A 16,395-nucleotide genomic window follows, 5' to 3' on the forward strand; every position below is an offset into this window, starting at 1 on the left:
ATAAGTGCTTATCGAGGGATAAAGGTATTTTTGTAAAACCCATGGAAGCCCGAGTTCGGCACATAAAATTCGACCCCGCCGAATAAGCGCAGTGCTTTCCCCTCGCCTTGGGTCTGTTGCTCAGGTTCGATGGCACCAAAACGTTTATAACGACTTTGCGACACAAGAATAAATTCGTGTCTACCATCATTGTCCCCTACTGGTGGCGTGTAATGACCGACAATATGAAGCCCCCCACTATGAGCCCCCTCAGGTAGCGGCATATCTTGCAGTAAACGCACCTGAGTAAAGTTGTGTTGTTCATCACGCTCGATAATTGTCTGATATAGGCGACGATCTTCTTCTGCAACACCATCCAGATCAAGGGTATAGAAGATACTCACCATATCGCCAGTACAAACGAGCGTTAACGATGGGAAGTAGTCATCCGGGTAGCCATCGGTAAAATCTTCGGTGATGAGTGATACCTGTCCATCTTTGATTTGATAAACATGCTTGTCTTTGCAAACCACAATAAAGATGCATGACTGCTGCTGGTGTACCGCGACAATATCAAGAATGTCCTGCGAGCGTGACGTCGGAAGCTGAATAATGTCGCTGCTTTGTGGGGCATCTTCGATGCCTTGTGTGAAGTACAGATACTTCGAATAACTCTTTTCGCATAAAAATAATGCTTGGCTATTTGAGTGACGGTCAACACATTCACTTGCTATTGTGCAGCGATCTATTTGCCAATCTGGGTTCCATTGTTCGTAGCTCAAACTATCATTAAACCCATCGCTGAAAAATCGATCGGTACGACCAAACTCAGGGTAATCGAAATCACCGCCAAAGTAATAAGTGCGACCCGTGATTTGAGAAGATACCATCGCAGCCAAATGCGTGCGGGTTTTATGATCCTCAATAGATGGCAATTCTCTCCAATCGGTATTCATCGTTTTCACATCAAACGGCCTAAAGCAGGTATGCGCATCCGAATATATCCGAGTACGACAAATGTACTGACCAACGTCGGCATGAATGAGGTCTGCAGGTCGCACCACTTCATTGGTATAACGCTGTATCGGCGAAGGCTCGGGCTCCGGCTGACGTAAAGCATCGAAAATCCATTGTGCAATCGCGACAACGATACCTACGATAGCGACCACAATACCTAACGGTCCTGCCAACACACTTCCCATCAGTGCCGCGACCGCGAGCCCAAATGCAGCGCCCGATATCAAGAAGTTAACTGAAGCCCACACAATATCCGCGACATCACCGCTGGCAATCGCTTGGCCAAGATTCCATCCGGCAATGCCGACCGCAATAAAGGCGAGCCCTACAAAGCATTTACTCACCAGACTCGATACTCTGCCGAGAAATAATGACTCCGCAATTCGACGCTCAACGTTCATAAACTTGGCAACACGACCGGTCAGTTTGCCCAGAAACTGACTAAATTTAGACATGACTTTCGCGATCTCATCGGTTCTTGGTGTTCCATTACCGAATAAAAAGTGTGTCACTTTAGTCGCAAGGATCTCGTAGCTAATTTGCAGCGAGGTTTCGATAAATGCGGCTCCCAACCCGATAAGTTCAACGGGATTATCCCACTCTTCTCTGTCTGTCGCGGATGCCCAAGTGAAATGTCCTACCCCCAGTAACAAGGTCAACGAAGATAGTACAATGTCAGTCATACTTCGTTGGCCGCTGACCGGCGTTGCCAATTCAGGATATTGTCTCGTCAACGCTTGCTGAGTAGCATCATTCCCTAAGGTCTCATCGCGTAACCCAAGTCCTTTAAGCGTATTCCAAACGCTATGCTCACCACCATTATTGCTAAAGAATTGCTGCCAGAACTGGCTTTGAGTCGACGAGTCATTGTTCTGCAGAATACGGGCAACGGCCAAGAAGTTCTCCTCATTGGCGAGCACAGAATACTGATCGCTCTCACTCCCCCAGCGCAAACTAAACGCGACGCCGTTAATCACAGTGCCGAATAGTACGCGTTCGATGTCACGCAGCGCGTCCTCCGTTTTGGGACGGCCTGCTGCAATATTTAAAGTGCGTATTTTCGCGCTCGTCGCATTCACTTTTTGAACCGCAATATTGAAGCGGTTATCGGCATTGTCGTTTACCGCACAATCGTTAAGCAGCGACTCAAGCGTACTATCTTGCTGGTAGTATGTGACCAGCTCATCTAACCAATAAGACGCATTTTGCTTGTACTGTCCCAGTGCATTATTTTGACAATAGTTTGTCGCGATGGCGTAAAGCTCATCAATGATTTGTTTGAAGGTTTCCCCTTTCTCTGCCAAGTCGATATTGGCATGCGCTTTGATCATGTCCCAACTGTTGTAGGCAAGGCGATTATTGACGTCCACATTGTCTTGCCCTTTATAGCCATACTGTAAATATTGACTGATGTATTCAGCCATATAGTCATCAAAGTAGGTTTGATAGCGCGCATAAACATCACTTACTGACTGTTGATTATCATGCATGGCTAGTACATCGTCATTTGGCTCAACCGCACCGCCTATGTCGGAACTTAGCCCACTGTGATGGATCCGAAAGTTATGTTTCATCATATTCTGAAACATCACATGCGCGAGGTAGTTAGCTTCGTCAGTGGACGTCTCGAAATCCACTCGGTCTAACCCTAAACCGCGATGTTCTGAGGARTCCGTGTAAAAACTGATCGCATCAAGCTCACTGAGCCCTGCTGAAGTGGTTGGTGCGATCCACTGTGCCGCTTTGACAGATTTTGGTAACACGGCACCCGCCGCTATGGTTAACACGGCCGCCGACGAATGGGTTAAAAAACGACGACGACTTTGGGAGCGAAGCCCTTCCCAGACATTGCATTTGCTTTTCATGATCGTCCTCTTTTCAATCGGGATTATCTTGAATGGATAAAAAAACCCGCATCTTCAGATGCGGGTTTGAGGTTATTTAACCGGCTTGATGGTCAACTCGGCATTGTCGAAACCGAGGCTCGCCAGTTCATCGGGGTCAAAGTTAGAAATCAATTCCACCCCATTTGCTTCACCAGTCGTGGTCATTGGTGAAATAGAGCGCTTAACGCGAGAGGAAGTCGCTTTGCCAATCGGCTTCGCTTGGCCAAGCTCAATGGTCCCTGCATACTGGGATTCCGCATAAAAATCACCCGACACATAGGAATAGAACGGACGCAAGCTCTTCCCTGTTGCCCACTGCATGCTTTCTAGGCCATATTTTTCAACTGCCCAGCTCCAGTCCCACCATTTCACTTCGCCAGGAATGTAGCGGTGATGCCATTGGTGTGCGATATCCGCAGACGGCTCACTACTACGTCCCATCGTAAAGGTGTGGCGTACTGTAGGACGATTTTCAGGGTGCGAATGCCACGCGTTACCGCTCCAACGCAAGAAACCGTCAAAAGTCACGTCATAACTAATATCGGCGCCAAAGCGGTACGGATAAGAAATGCTCGACCGATAAAGCTCAACGCGAATAGGGATTTCGGAGTTCGCCGGAACAAATGGGCGCGCTTGTAACGTCACCTGCTCACTGCTCGAGCCACCATTGCTGTTAGCAAAGCTTTGATTCGCCTCAAATGAGATAGTGAGCTTGGTTTTACCTACCAATGGCCACTTAAATTCGTTTTCTGTTTGTACTTTTTGCGCAAATCCATAAGTATTGGTTTTCGACCAATTGGTGGCCTCATCGACTTTGAGGTCAACGACCACTTGTTGAGGCTCGTCGAGGTTATTTCGAGCGACGGCAGAAATCGTTTTGACTAGCTGTTTATCGGACTCAACCACATCACCATGCCAAAAATCGCTGTCATTTAAGGTGTAGGCAAAGTTATCCACTTTGATGGTGGTCTTATCACCACAGCGGTAGCCATCACACCCACCATCATTGTTGCCGCGGATCAGCCATTGATCGCCGGAACGCCAAACGTTCATGTCTTCACCGACGTAATCACTGTGGTTGCCCCCCACCCATGCGTAACCCAGGTAGTGCGCGAGATAACTCAATGGTTTAATAAAATCACTACGGTTGTTGACCAGAGCATATTGAACATCGAGCTCAGTTCCTTCTGGTACGCTTTGAGCAGCGTAATCCGGAATCTCGCCCTCATCATTGATGGGATAGCACCATGTATCTTTCGTTTGGCCGTAGTGTTTGATTTCACCGTTATAGCCGCTACCCATGATCGCCCAATCGCCTTCAAGTCCAGCGATTTGCCATTTTCCCATGCGGTCCATCAAGAAGTGGCGGTGGGTACTCGCCTCGTCTGCTGTTAATGGCCGATAGTTGGCTCGACATTGGTCATCGCCTAAGGTATCGAGCACAATTTGGTCAGGATAGACTCTCGCCTGAGCAACCCCCGCACTGACGAGCACTGCGATGGTGGAGAGAGTCAAGGTTGTTGTACGTGAGATTGTCGCCATTTGACGTCTTCCTTTTGTTACGTGTTATTAGAGTCTTGTCGGCCATTCCAAAGCTGACCCTTTTGACCTTTCCATAGCCAATAACAAAAACAAAATGAAAAACGATGATTTAAATTCCCTATATAGTTCATTACGTTAAGCTGAATTCATATTTATTCTCATAACGTAAAACGTGATATTTATTCAGGAACAAAACTCACCCCCAGAAAAGCAAAGAAAGCCAATTAGAGTCAATGCACTATTATTTAGGTATGGATTTCTATGGTAGGAAGTCGAAATAATAAGACGTTGCAAAATCTACTCAACAAGGCTTATAAAAATAAAGCAAATACTCTATTTTTACTCCCCAGCGAGAAATTGCTCAATTTCATGAGTGGCATGCTCAATATTGAAAGGAGAATATCGGATAAGCACACTGCGATTCGTCTTTCTTGAGACAAAATGAATCGTGGCATACTTGTGCTTTTTTTCTATGTAAACGAGACAATCACACTGACTGTGGGTTAAAAATTGCTCCATTGGAAAATCAAGGCGTGTTTCTTGCGGATAAAAAACGTAAAGGCTTCCGACACGTTTCTGTGTCAGCCCGCCTCGCTGAACCAAATCACTCCAGCGCCAGCCATTGATTTTTCCTACCACAAACACGCTGCTCGCCACACATGCCAATAACATCAACGCCATCATGGCACACTGGCGTATCGGTTTGCTCGATACTGCCTTATTGTCATCGCCCTGCCTCGAGTCGCTAGCAGAAATACCCGTTGCTACATTCGTCGTTAACGGTGCTACCTTAGTTTGCTCTACAGTTGCCTGTGACTCGCTGACAGTCTTGGTTTCTACCATACCCTCTACCATGCGATAGCCTTGCTTGGGTACGGTGACGACCAACGTCGGATCCGCGCTAATCGCCATAAGGCTTCGTCTCAGCGCACTGATTGATTTGGCTAACGATGTTTGACCAATGTATTCATTTCCCCACGCGTAACAGATCAAGGTTTGCTTACATACAGTCTTTGGGGCATGCAGCAACAAACATTCCAGCACTAAAGCTTCACGGAAGCCAAGTCGAGTCGATTTGTGGTCTTTGTGGAGTTTCCTAGCAACAGCGTCGAAGTAAATCATAGGCTTTTTCTTTTTGATTATAAAAAACTCAATAAATCATTGCGATAGTAAACATTTTAATTCGAAACAAGATCACATTTTACATAAAAGTGAGACTCACTCTATTAATATAAAAAATAATAACCGCAATAAAATTAGGCGATTAGACGTATAAAACCGATAATAAATCGCCATCAATGGTTTATTTTCTATACAAAACAGACAAATAAATCAGATACAAATTTTGGAACGATGTCAAATGATTGATTACTGAGCTATTTATTACTATGGAAGTTATTGCATAGTAAGCTATATAATACTGAGTGTTTACTCAAAACAGGTTGGCAACAATAATGAAATATATTTATAAGATAACGATGGCAATCGCCCTACTTATGATGTCTTCAATAAGCTTTGCTGCCATCGGGCAATACAACATTGTATTAGTGCATGGTTTTCAGCCCGCACAACTAAAAACGCGTCCTGATCATGATGAGGTGGTACGCGATGGCGGCGACTATTGGCAAAACTTCTGGTTACAGCATGCTGATGCTCGGATTGACTGGCCTGCTCATGAACGCATCGAAGGGAAAATAGCTTCCGATTATCTTTGGCCTGCGTTGAAAAACCTTTCCGAGCAAGAAACCTGTCTGTCCGGCTGCATTTTAGTCACTCACTCTACCGGCGACCTAGTAGCACGCTATCTGCTCGATAACCAAGAAAACTGGCTGAGCAACGCCGGGCTTGAGCCCCTCAATATTGTCGGCACCTTTGATTTTGCTGGCGCCGGTGGCGGTGTTGAGTTAGCCAACATCGCCGTTAACCTTGCCGAAGGTGGTGGCTGGCTAAACCATGCGATGAAAAAAGCCGTGTCACTTTGGATGGGACAAATGCCAACCAAAGACAACATTGGCGTACTGAATGACTTAAAAGTAGCTAATGCACGCCAATTGGCGATGTGGCCAGATAACCGTGTGCCGCGTATTCGCTTTGTGGGCAATGGTTCGGACTTTTTGGGTACTACGTCTCCCTTTATTCCGGGTAGTGATGATGGCGTGGTCGCCGCCCACTCAGCCTGTGGTGCCGCCGATGCCGATGAGTTTGACAGTTGCTCCACCACTATTGAGTTTGATGGTAAATTGGATTACGTCCATAAAGGCGTTAAACGCTTTATGCCGTTGCACTATCCGCTGTTGATGGGCGATAAGTATAGCCACCTCACCATCTTTAACCCTTGGCACAAGGGAAAAGTCACAGCAACTGATCCTGAGCTTGTGCTCGGTGATAATTCGCGGATTACCGTCGAAACCGTGGATAAAGATGGCTGGTTTGGTAAGAAATATCGCTTTGTCCGTGATTCCGACCGTGACACCTTGTCCGAGCTTGTTCATGCCCTTCCGCAATAATCTCGGTCATGCTGTGACCTGACCAACAAAGCTGCTCTTTTTTTCACAAAGAGCAGCTGGTCAGATTTATTCGCTTTTATCAGCTGTGTTAGTTTATTCACGAATCGTTAATTAGGGATTGCTATGACTAGACTGCTACTCGCAGTAACCTTGGTAGTATCTATTGGAGTTACTGCCTATCTATGGCTTGATGTTCCCGACGCTCCGCCTGCCACACTGACTGCTGAGCAGAACCATCAACTGCCGTCGCCTGACACTGCCGAATACGTACCACCGACGCAAGCATCTACCGCTATAAATACGCAATATCGTCCCGAAGAGCCCGATATCGTGCAGACTTCGATGACACCCACACTCAGCTATATAGCGGCCGATTATGCGGAGCAAATCCAGCACCCCTCCTACTCGATCCCCATTCCATCAAAGCAAAGCCCTTATCTACACTGGAATCGGTATGTTTCGACGCCGATGCCGATTCTCGATGGCTCGGTGAAAGCGGCATTGAAGCTTAACCAATACCGTTACTTTTACCCAGAAAACATCCAAGCCTCACTGGTCACCCCAGCCTCTTTTAATCACGCGACCTTATCGGTCATTGATGTCGAGTCTAATCAGGAACTGACCCGCCTCGATGTCACAGATACACAGTGGAGTATTGAGCCCGAAGCCGATTGGCCTATTGAGCTTCGCCTCAAAGCGGCACTCAGTTTTGATGGTGGCGACGATGTACTCACCGCGGACTTCCGCCTCTACCAACCTATTGCGGAAGTGAAAGGGGTGAAGCCAGTTTTCGGCCGTGGGCCGGATATGGTTATTCCACTCGTTTTGGATATCGATAAAGGCGGTATTTATCGAGTACGTGCCAATTTATTTACTGCTGACGATCAACCCGTTGCGGTGTTAACCACTAAGACACGCCTCAGTGAGGGAGAACAATCGCTGGAGCTGCGCGCATTTCGGGCTTCAATGAGCGGCTATGGTGATGAATGGCAACTGAAGGACGTGGTGATTGAACGTATGTCCGGCTATCCCGGTGAGCGAGCACAATTTGGCATCAGTCCTCAAGACCATTATTTCCTCGGCATTTTTGATACTGGGCAACTATCTGACGAGCCCTATCAAATGACTGAGCAAGAGCGGATGCAATTAGAGTTTTTACAGCATGCCGCTCAACGGTCTTAACGGCTCAGCTTGYCATCTGAGTGACTTGCTCTCGTGCGGTATGAATACATTGACGCACAACATGAGCGGTATTAGTTCGCTGCCACGCCAATACGACGTGACTCACTAAGGGCATGTCTTTAACCGCGACCACAGCGACATGGTCGCTCAGTTGCGTAGTCAATGATTCAGGCACTAAGGCAATTCCAAACCCCGCTGAAACCATCGCCGTTGCTGAATGCAATTGTGGCGCTAGCGAGGCATTCGATGGCGTCAATCCCGTCCCTTTTAGGGCATCCACCAAGGCATCATGCAATCCTGGGCCAATATCACGCGGAAACAGAATAATGGGATCATCGCCTAGTTGTGACAACGTCACGCTTTGTTGCTTGGCAAAAGCATGATTAGCAGGCACCACCAGCTTAAACGGATCAGGAAACAAGGGCGTGTGTGCCACGTGTTCACTGGCATAACATGGTAAGCGTAGAAAGGCGAGATCGACATCCTGTTGGCGCAAGGTTTCCACCAACGCTGGCATGGGTAACTCTATGGGTTGAAAATCAATGTCTGGATGGGCTTGCTGTAACCGCCGAACAAGTTCTAACACGGCTTGGCTCACCACCGTCGAGCTGGCAAATCCAAGCCGCAGTTGATTCCGCTCTCCTCGCGCCACTTGTTTGACCCGCTGTACCGCATGATCTAACTGCGCCAAGATTTTCACCGCATCATCATAAAGCACCTGACCGGCGGGTGTTAACGCCACCCCGCGAGATAAGCGTTCAAATAACGGCACCCCCACCTCTTGCTCTAGCTTTTTAATTTGCTGGCTCAGTGGTGGTTGCGCAATGCCCAACTTTTCGGCTGCGCGGGTGAAGTGTCGGCACTCTGCCACCGTCACAAAATACCGTAAATACCTTAGCTCCATGACCCTGCCTTTGAGAAATCAATGATATTCAGTATCTTACCACGTTTTTTATGTGCCATATCTTTTCGATATCAAAGCCAACCTTTTTTGTATTGGATGCTATCCACGTCAGCTCGCATCATATCTATAGGTTTCATACAACAAACCGTTTGGTTATCAGAACGGTTGTTAAACACGGTTAACGAGGACGCTTTATGAGCACCCAAACCTGCCACTGTGCCGAGCACATTGCGGCCGCCTACGTTGAGCATCACCAACACACTGGAGAAGGCGAAATCTATCAAACCTCCCTGATGAGTGCCTTGATTGATGGCGTCTACGAAGGCGACACCACCATGGCCGATCTCCTCAAACATGGCGACTTCGGCCTCGGCACATTTAACCAACTAGACGGTGAACTCATCGCCTTTGATAAAACCATATTTCAGCTGCGCGGTGATGGCTCGGCGCGTCATGCCGACCCGGACCAAAAGACCCCCTTTGCGGTCATGACCTTCTTCAAGCCAGAGATCAACCAATCTTTTGATCACCCCATGTCGCGCCAAGAGCTGCATGATGTCATCGATAGCTTGGTGCCAAGCGACAATATTTTTTGTGCGGTTCGTATCGATGGTGCCTTTGAGCATGTACGCACTCGCACTGTGCCCAAACAAACCCCACCGTACAAACCCATGCTTGAGGCCATCGCTGCACAACCTGAGTTTCGCTTTGACCATGTCAATGGCGTGATTGCTGGTTTTCGCAGCCCACAATATACCCAAGGGATCAATGTCGCTGGCTATCACGAGCACTTTATCACTGACACACGCCAAGGCGGTGGCCATGTCCAAGACTACGAATTGGCTTGTGGCACCTTGCAAATTGGACGGGTCTCTAAACTGGTGATTGATCTTCCGACCAATGCCAGCTTCCTCGGCGCGAACTTAACGCCGGACAACATACACGCCGCTATCGAACAAGCAGAAAAATAATATCACCTCCCATCGGGAGGCAACCTCACGAGGAGCCCAACATGACTAAAAAAACACAGTGGGACAATGGCGCACAACTGATCGCAAATCACCTAGAACGCCAAGGCGTGGAATACATTTTTGGTATTCCTGGCGCCAAAATTGACCGTCTCTTTGACGCGGTTGAAGACACCAACATTAAGATGATCCCCGTTCGTCACGAGGCGAATGGTGCGTTTATGGCAGGCGTCGTCGGCCGTCTAACCGGCAAGGCGGGTGTGACCATGGTGACCTCTGGCCCTGGCTGTGCCAACTTGGTTACCGGCCTTGCAACCGCAACCTCTGAAGGCGATCCCTTGGTCGCATTAGGGGGTGCAGTGAAACGGGCCGATCAACAAAAACAAACCCACCAAAGCCTTGATACCGTGAGCGTATTCCGCTCCGTCACCAAATACAGCGCCGAGGTTCAAGCCAGCACTGCTGCGTCTGAGATCCTTGCCAATGCCTTCCGCTCAGCAGAAAGCGGCCGCCCCGGCGCTGCCTTTGTCAGTCTGCCTATGGACATTCTCAACGAACCTGTGGAAAGCGATATTCTCGCGCCAACCTTCCCCGCCCAGCCCGGCATGGCAGATACGCGAGCCATCAGCGAGGCAGCCAGTAAAATCAAAGCGGCGAAAAACCCGGTTTTCCTCCTAGGCTTACAAGCCAGTCGCCCCGAGAATGCCGCCGCTATTCGTACTCTGCTTAATCGTACCCAATTACCCGTTCTCGGCACCTATCAGGCGGCAGGTACCGTTGATATTAGCTACTACCAGCGCTTTGCGGGTCGCGTGGGTTTGTTCAACAACCAACCCGGTGATCTATTGCTTGCAGATGCAGATCTTATCATCACCATTGGCTTTAGCCCGATTGAATACGACCCTGAACTTTGGAATACCCATCACACAGACATCGTTCATATTGATGTCGAGTCTGCGGAAATCGAGCACTACTATCGCCCCAGCGTTGAGCTCGTGGGTCAAATTGAGCCTACCCTGAAAGCACTCACCGAGCAGCTCGATCACCACTGGCTGATGCCGTCTACCACCGTCGATGTGCTCGAAGAAGTCGCCCACCAACGTCAAGCGATTCGGGCTTATAGCCAGTCACACCAAGAGTTTGCTTTGCATCCGTTACACCTAATCAAAGTGATGCAGGATGTGATCACCCCAGACACAACCTTGTGCTTGGACATGGGCAGTTTCCACATTTGGATTGCCCGTTACCTCAACTGCTTCCGTTCCCGTCAATTGTTGGTCTCGAACGGTCAACAAACCATGGGCGTTGCGCTTCCTTGGGGGATCGGTGCTAGCTTGCTCAACCCCGATCGCAAAGTGGTGTCCGTTTCCGGAGACGGTGGGTTTATGCAATCGAGCATGGAGCTTGAGACTGCTGTGCGCCTCAAATGCAACTTGCTACACATTATTTGGGTAGACAACGCCTACAACATGGTTGAGATGCAAGASGTCAAAAAATATCAGCGCTTTTCCGGTGTGAAATTCGGCCCGATTGACTTTAAGGCCTACGCCGAAGCGTTTGGCGCTAAAGGCTTTGCGGTCACCCGCCAAGAAGAGCTCGCCAGCCAATTGAAACAAGCCATGGATACCGAAGGGCCCGCAGTGATCGCAATTCCTGTTGATTACAGTGACAACTACAAGCTGATGGCCCCTCGTGAGGCCGGCAGTATGGATCCGGTATTCGCCTAATAGATAAGCTAAATAATGGAGATAACTATGAAAGGTATTAATCAAAAAGTGGCATTGATAACCGGTGCTGCAAACGGCATTGGCGCAGCCATTGCCGACCGCCTCTATCAAGAAGGCGCTAAAGTGGCCATTGCAGACTGGAACCAAGCAGCATTAAATGACACAGCCGCAAAATACGATAGTGATCGCGTCTTGAAGCTCTCTGTCGATGTGTCAGATCCAAAAGCGGTAGAGGCGATGATTCAAGAAGTTGTGTCTCACTTTGGACAGCTAGATATGCTGATCAATAACGCTGGGGTCCACACACCCGGCTCTGTAATTGACGGCACATTGGCTGATTGGGAAAAAATTTCAGGCGTGGATATTGATGGTGTGGTCTTCTGTGCAAAATATGCCATGCCGGAGTTAATTAAAACTAAAGGCTCGATGGTAAACACGGCATCAGTATCAGGCCTAGGCGGTGATTGGGGCGCGGCTTTTTACTGTGCCGCCAAAGGCGCGGTTGTGAACTTGACACGTGCCATGGCACTTGATCACGGCCTTCAAGGCGTACGTATTAATGCCGTTTGTCCGAGCTTAGTTAAAACCAATATGACCAATGGATGGCCTGAATCGGTTCGAGAAAAATTTAATGAACGTATCGCGCTTGGCCGTCCTGCAGAGCCTGAAGAAGTGGCTTCTGCGGTAGCATTTCTTGTCAGTGACGACGCATCATTTATCTCCGGTGTTAACCTCCCCGTTGATGGAGGCGCCACCGCCTCGGATGGTCAACCTAAAATCGTCTAACTCCTTCCATCCTATTTGTGTAGAACAAGGCAGCATCAAGATTGCTGCCTGTTTAAACCTCACCACATAAGCTCAGCCACAATAATATTCGAGTCACTTCAAATATTTAGTACATAGGGCTCATTGCTTAAACCAACACATCTCTTAACATGAAGAAACTATCACAACGATAATGGAGTTCACTATGGCAACGACCCCTCGCACGGTAACCTCTCCGAAAAAATTCATCATCGGAACCGGTCTACTGGCCCAATTGCCAGAGAGCATTCAAGACTTTGGTTCTAACGCGTACATTATTTGCGATGAGTTCTTTCTCGATCAGGTGAATCAAACATCGCTTCCAGCCATTGAGCGCGCAGAAGGCTTAGCCGCTCATGTCGAGAAATTTCAATACGAATGTACCCAGCAAGAAATCGATCGTAACCTTGGCATCGCCGAACAACAAAAAGCCAATGTCATTGTCGGTATTGGTGGAGGGAAAACCCTAGATTGCGCCAAAGCTGTCGCGTACGAGCGAAAAGTGCCGGTTATTTTATATCCGACCATTGCTTCAACCGATGCCCCCTGCACCGCCTTGTCAGTGATCTACAAACCTGACGGTGAGTTTGATCGCTACTTATTCTTGCCACAAAACCCAGATGCAGTGATTGCCGATACCGGCATTATTGCCAACGCGCCAGCACGCTTCTTTGCGGCAGGCGTAGGTGATGCGTTGGCTACCTATTTTGAAGCACGCGCCTGTTATCGTGCCGACGGCGTTAACTTGGTCCAAAAGCGCCCTTCACGCACGGGCCTTGGCCTCGCTCAGCTTTGCTATGAGTTACTCAGTGAAAACATTGATGCCGCCATGGATGCATTAGCCAGTAAAGTCAGCACACCAGCACTAGAACAGATGATCGAAGCAACAATTTATCTCAGTGGTGTGGGCGCAGAAGCTGGCGGTCTTGCCGCCGCGCACGCGGTGAATAATGGAATGACCGCGGTGGCCGATTTGCATCATGCCCAACATGGTGAAAAAGTTGTCTTTGGCTTGCTAACCCAATTGGTACTGGAAAACGCCCCTAAAGAAGAAATTGATAATGTGGTCCGAATTATCAAAACAGCGGGTTTGCCACTCACGCTCGAACAAATGGGACTAAAAACCTTTATTGAAGAAGAGTGGCGTCAAGTTGCGCGCATCGCATGTGCAGACGGTGACACTATGGGCAATATGCCAATGACGGTCAGCGAAGACGATGTCTATCACGCCATGTTAGCCGCGAATAATATGGCAAAGCGGTATTCCGCGGCCTAAACACATCAACCAACTGATTCACCAAGCGCCCGTTTTGCCGGGCGCTTTTTTAGTGGCGCACTGTCAATCCACGCGCTGCGAGCGCGCGAGCTGTTCAGCCAGATGAAAATCAACCACAAACAACGGAGGACGTTCTGGGTAGATTTGCAAAATCAGCGCTTTCAGCTCAGTCAGCGACATTCCTTCTTGTTCAGCATGGCGGGCATTAATGTCCTCGAAAGCAAGCGGAGCAACGCTGTCGATCACAATGTCACACACATAATGATCGGTTTCTAGCTGATGCACCGCGACGCGCGAACCAGGTTGATAGTGACTTTCGGATTCATCGCGAATGGTGATGGTTTTAACACCGGCGGCCACCATGGGCGTTAAGGTGGAGAAAAAGGTGATTTTGGTCGGGGCAGTCATGTTGTTTTCTTCCAAAACTGTGTTGGCCTATAGTGCGATACGATTAAAAAAGCCCGCGAGCACTTGCACGCGGGCTTTCCATACCTTGTGACGTTACGCCATCATCGGCACCAATACAAGCGTGCCAATAATCACGGTAATTAACCCGCAGATAACTGGCACCGAGGTGCGTTTAACCACTTCAAACGGGCTGAGTTTTGCCATCCCAGATGTCGCTACGATCACTCCCGACACGGGCGAAACCGTGCGGCCTAAGTTAGATGCTTGCAACATGGGGATAATCAAAAAGGCTGGGTTAAGCCCCATCTTCGCAGCTAACGAGGGGGCAAGCTCGACAAACGCATAGAAAGGCGCATTGCCTGACCCGGTCGCAATCGCTGCCGCGACAGTGAGCAGGGTTAGCAACAACATCAGCGCGATACCGCCTGCGCCCGCACTTTCCGCTAGGCCCAATAAGTTGTCTATCGCACCAATCGACATCAAGCCTTGAGCAAATACACCGGCAGCCACCAACAGCATCACGACGCCTTTAAAGGCATCCGCCATGCCTTCATAGCAAGCATCGAGATCTTCTAGCGTTCTTCTACCATCAAATTTCTTGGTCGCAAAGTCCACCAATGCCCCTAAAAAGATCGACAAAACCACGATGGTATAAATATCAAGATACAGCCCCTCGATGGTTTTCCCATTGAATAGGAACACCCCGATAATGGGTAAAAACGGCAACACTGCGTAATAAGCAGGCGCGTGGGTTTCTATTTCAGAGACATCCACACGCTCCATCGGCGTGTTTTCTTTGTTATCCAGATATTTATTCCAAAAGTAAGCCGCGGCGGCCATCACGATGATCGCACAAATAGAGACCGGCAATACGGTTTCAACCGCGAACACATGGAGAGGCAACCCGGATTTTTCCGCCGCAATCACCACATCGCCCGACGTGGGTGACAAAATAATGGCAGCAGGTGACGCACACACTGCGGTGGCAGCAGGACGAGAAATGCCCATCGCGGTCATCATCGGGAACAAGGTTGCCATCAGAAGGACACCTAACCCAGTTGCAGAGCTGACAGCCAGCGACATTAAACATGCCACGATATAAGCCGCTACGAGCAGCACATAGGGTGACTTGATCACCGATAGCGGCTTAGAAAACTGTTTCACCACGACGTTGTTGGCACCAATGTGCGACATATAGGCCGCAAAGCCGCACAACAACATAATTTGCATCCCGAGGCCACCACCTCGGTATTGCAACATGTATTTCACGTATTCCAGCGAGTCGGTAAACAGATTCCCCGTTGACGTCAATTTAGCCGGCAGCACACTGTGCCCGATTAACCCGGTGATAATCAGTAATAAAATCCCTGCGGTTAGCAAGGTGCTTGCAGCACGATAACCTTTGACAATGAAGTAGCCCACAGCCACTGTTACAACGAGCCCAATGAGCAGTTCTAGCATAATTCACTCCGCCAGATGATAAAGATAAAAGAATGGGATGGAATTTACTCAGCTCACTGTACTAAACCCCTGCCTGTAGCACGACAACAACCAACCCTGAGCTTGATTTAAGACAAATAAAAAGCCGCCTCTCAATAAAAGGCGGCTTGGCGATCACAGTTTGTCTTGATTAGGTTATCGGCTAGTGGTGGAGATCAAAGCGATCAGCGTTCATCACTTTCACCCACGCCGCCACGAAATCGTGTACGAACTTGGCTTGGTTGTCATCTTGCGCGTAAAACTCAGCATAAGCGCGTAAAATAGAGTTTGAACCGAACACTAAATCAACGCGACTTGCCGTCCACTTCACCGCACCAGAGTCGCGCGCAATGATTTCATAGCGGTTGCGGCCGACGGGTTTCCATTGATACGCCATGTCTGTCAGATTGACAAAAAAGTCATGACTTAGCTGCCCCACTCGGTCAGTCAGCACACCTTCCGACGCACCGCCATAATTGGTCCCCAGTACGCGCATTCCTCCCAGTAGTACCGTCATTTCAGGGGCCGTGAGTCCCATCAATTGGGCACGGTCGAGCAGTAACTCTTCAGGCTGAACGGTGTAGTCTTTTTTCAGCCAGTTACGGAACCCATCTGCAACCGGTTCTAACACCTCAAACGACGCTACATCGGTTTGTTCAAGCGTGGCATCACCACGACCGGGCGCAAAGGGAACGTCGACGGGGAAGCCAGCAGCC

General features: G+C 48.9%; 13 protein-coding genes. 6 read left to right on the forward strand and 7 right to left on the reverse strand.

The features are described 5' to 3' along the window. Positions 1-8 precede the first annotated feature (8 nt). The 3 genes from BZJ17_RS08015 to BZJ17_RS08025 all read right to left on the reverse strand — a co-directional run bounded on the left by BZJ17_RS08015 (position 9) and on the right by BZJ17_RS08025 (position 5,546). Positions 9-2,861, reverse strand: a complete 2,853-nt coding sequence (locus tag BZJ17_RS08015) for a twin-arginine translocation signal domain-containing protein (protein WP_077640375.1) — start codon at positions 2,859-2,861, stop codon at positions 9-11. A gap of 72 nt (positions 2,862-2,933) precedes the next feature. Then, positions 2,934-4,424, reverse strand: coding sequence for an aerolysin family beta-barrel pore-forming toxin (locus BZJ17_RS08020; RefSeq protein WP_077640376.1), 1,491 nt, complete (start codon positions 4,422-4,424; stop codon positions 2,934-2,936). Positions 4,425-4,763: 339 nt separating this feature from the next. After that, the gene (locus tag BZJ17_RS08025) at positions 4,764-5,546 is read right to left on the reverse strand and encodes a winged helix-turn-helix domain-containing protein (protein ID WP_077640377.1); all 783 of its coding nucleotides are present in this window, start codon (positions 5,544-5,546) and stop codon (positions 4,764-4,766) included. A gap of 332 nt (positions 5,547-5,878) precedes the next feature. Here BZJ17_RS08025 and BZJ17_RS08030 point away from each other — a divergent pair, with 332 nt between their 5' ends. Both BZJ17_RS08030 and BZJ17_RS08035 read left to right on the forward strand, forming a co-directional pair. Then, complete coding sequence (locus BZJ17_RS08030; RefSeq protein ID WP_077640378.1) at positions 5,879-6,931, forward strand: hypothetical protein; 1,053 nt, start codon at positions 5,879-5,881, stop codon at positions 6,929-6,931. 123 nt (positions 6,932-7,054) lie between these two features. Continuing rightward, positions 7,055-8,113, forward strand: a complete 1,059-nt coding sequence (locus BZJ17_RS08035; RefSeq protein ID WP_077640379.1) for a hypothetical protein — start codon at positions 7,055-7,057, stop codon at positions 8,111-8,113. A gap of 4 nt (positions 8,114-8,117) precedes the next feature. Here the strand turns inward: BZJ17_RS08035 and BZJ17_RS08040 are convergent, their stop codons facing one another. Next, the gene (locus BZJ17_RS08040) at positions 8,118-9,017 is read right to left on the reverse strand and encodes a LysR family transcriptional regulator (protein ID WP_077640380.1); all 900 of its coding nucleotides are present in this window, start codon (positions 9,015-9,017) and stop codon (positions 8,118-8,120) included. 194 nt (positions 9,018-9,211) lie between these two features. On the opposite strand from BZJ17_RS08040, the gene budA reads away from it, so the two are divergent. The 4 genes from budA (at position 9,212) to BZJ17_RS08060 (ending at position 13,792) form a co-directional block, all read left to right on the forward strand. Next, entirely contained in the window at positions 9,212-9,988 is a 777-nt protein-coding gene (gene budA, locus BZJ17_RS08045) for an acetolactate decarboxylase (protein WP_077640381.1), read from the forward strand. A gap of 41 nt (positions 9,989-10,029) precedes the next feature. Next, positions 10,030-11,712, forward strand: a complete 1,683-nt coding sequence (gene alsS, locus BZJ17_RS08050; RefSeq protein WP_077640382.1) for an acetolactate synthase AlsS — start codon at positions 10,030-10,032, stop codon at positions 11,710-11,712. Positions 11,713-11,739: 27 nt separating this feature from the next. Then, positions 11,740-12,498: an SDR family oxidoreductase gene (locus tag BZJ17_RS08055; protein WP_077457498.1), complete on the forward strand. Its 759-nt coding sequence runs from the start codon at positions 11,740-11,742 to the stop codon at positions 12,496-12,498. 184 nt (positions 12,499-12,682) lie between these two features. After that, positions 12,683-13,792, forward strand: coding sequence for a glycerol dehydrogenase (locus BZJ17_RS08060; RefSeq protein WP_069590201.1), 1,110 nt, complete (start codon positions 12,683-12,685; stop codon positions 13,790-13,792). Positions 13,793-13,855: 63 nt separating this feature from the next. On the opposite strand, the gene yqfB is transcribed toward BZJ17_RS08060, so the two are convergent. The 3 genes from yqfB to BZJ17_RS17425 form a co-directional block, all read right to left on the reverse strand. Then, positions 13,856-14,200 carry a N(4)-acetylcytidine aminohydrolase gene (gene yqfB, locus BZJ17_RS08065; RefSeq protein WP_077640383.1) on the reverse strand — a complete coding sequence of 115 codons (345 nt, stop codon included), beginning with the start codon at positions 14,198-14,200 and terminating at the stop codon, positions 13,856-13,858. Between the two features lie 93 nt (positions 14,201-14,293). Further along, complete coding sequence (dcuC, locus tag BZJ17_RS08070; RefSeq protein WP_077640384.1) at positions 14,294-15,661, reverse strand: anaerobic C4-dicarboxylate transporter DcuC; 1,368 nt, start codon at positions 15,659-15,661, stop codon at positions 14,294-14,296. 181 nt (positions 15,662-15,842) lie between these two features. Next, the coding region (locus tag BZJ17_RS17425) for a peroxidase family protein (protein WP_347230978.1) at positions 15,843-16,395 on the reverse strand (553 nt) is incomplete at its 5' end.

The sequence above is a fragment of the Salinivibrio sp. IB574 genome (assembly GCF_001996205.1).
Lineage (GTDB): Bacteria > Pseudomonadota > Gammaproteobacteria > Enterobacterales > Vibrionaceae > Salinivibrio > Salinivibrio proteolyticus.

Coding starts and splice junctions, on each gene's coding strand:
- BZJ17_RS08030 (WP_077640378.1), top strand. CDS start 5,879: ATGAAATATATTTATAAGATAACGATGGCAATCGCCCTACTTATGATG.
- BZJ17_RS08035 (WP_077640379.1), top strand. CDS start 7,055: ATGACTAGACTGCTACTCGCAGTAACCTTGGTAGTATCTATTGGAGTT.
- BZJ17_RS08020 (WP_077640376.1), bottom strand. CDS start 4,424: ATGGCGACAATCTCACGTACAACAACCTTGACTCTCTCCACCATCGCA.
- BZJ17_RS08060 (WP_069590201.1), top strand. CDS start 12,683: ATGGCAACGACCCCTCGCACGGTAACCTCTCCGAAAAAATTCATCATC.
- BZJ17_RS08055 (WP_077457498.1), top strand. CDS start 11,740: ATGAAAGGTATTAATCAAAAAGTGGCATTGATAACCGGTGCTGCAAAC.
- budA (WP_077640381.1), top strand. CDS start 9,212: ATGAGCACCCAAACCTGCCACTGTGCCGAGCACATTGCGGCCGCCTAC.
- yqfB (WP_077640383.1), bottom strand. CDS start 14,200: ATGACTGCCCCGACCAAAATCACCTTTTTCTCCACCTTAACGCCCATG.
- BZJ17_RS08025 (WP_077640377.1), bottom strand. CDS start 5,546: ATGATTTACTTCGACGCTGTTGCTAGGAAACTCCACAAAGACCACAAA.
- dcuC (WP_077640384.1), bottom strand. CDS start 15,661: ATGCTAGAACTGCTCATTGGGCTCGTTGTAACAGTGGCTGTGGGCTAC.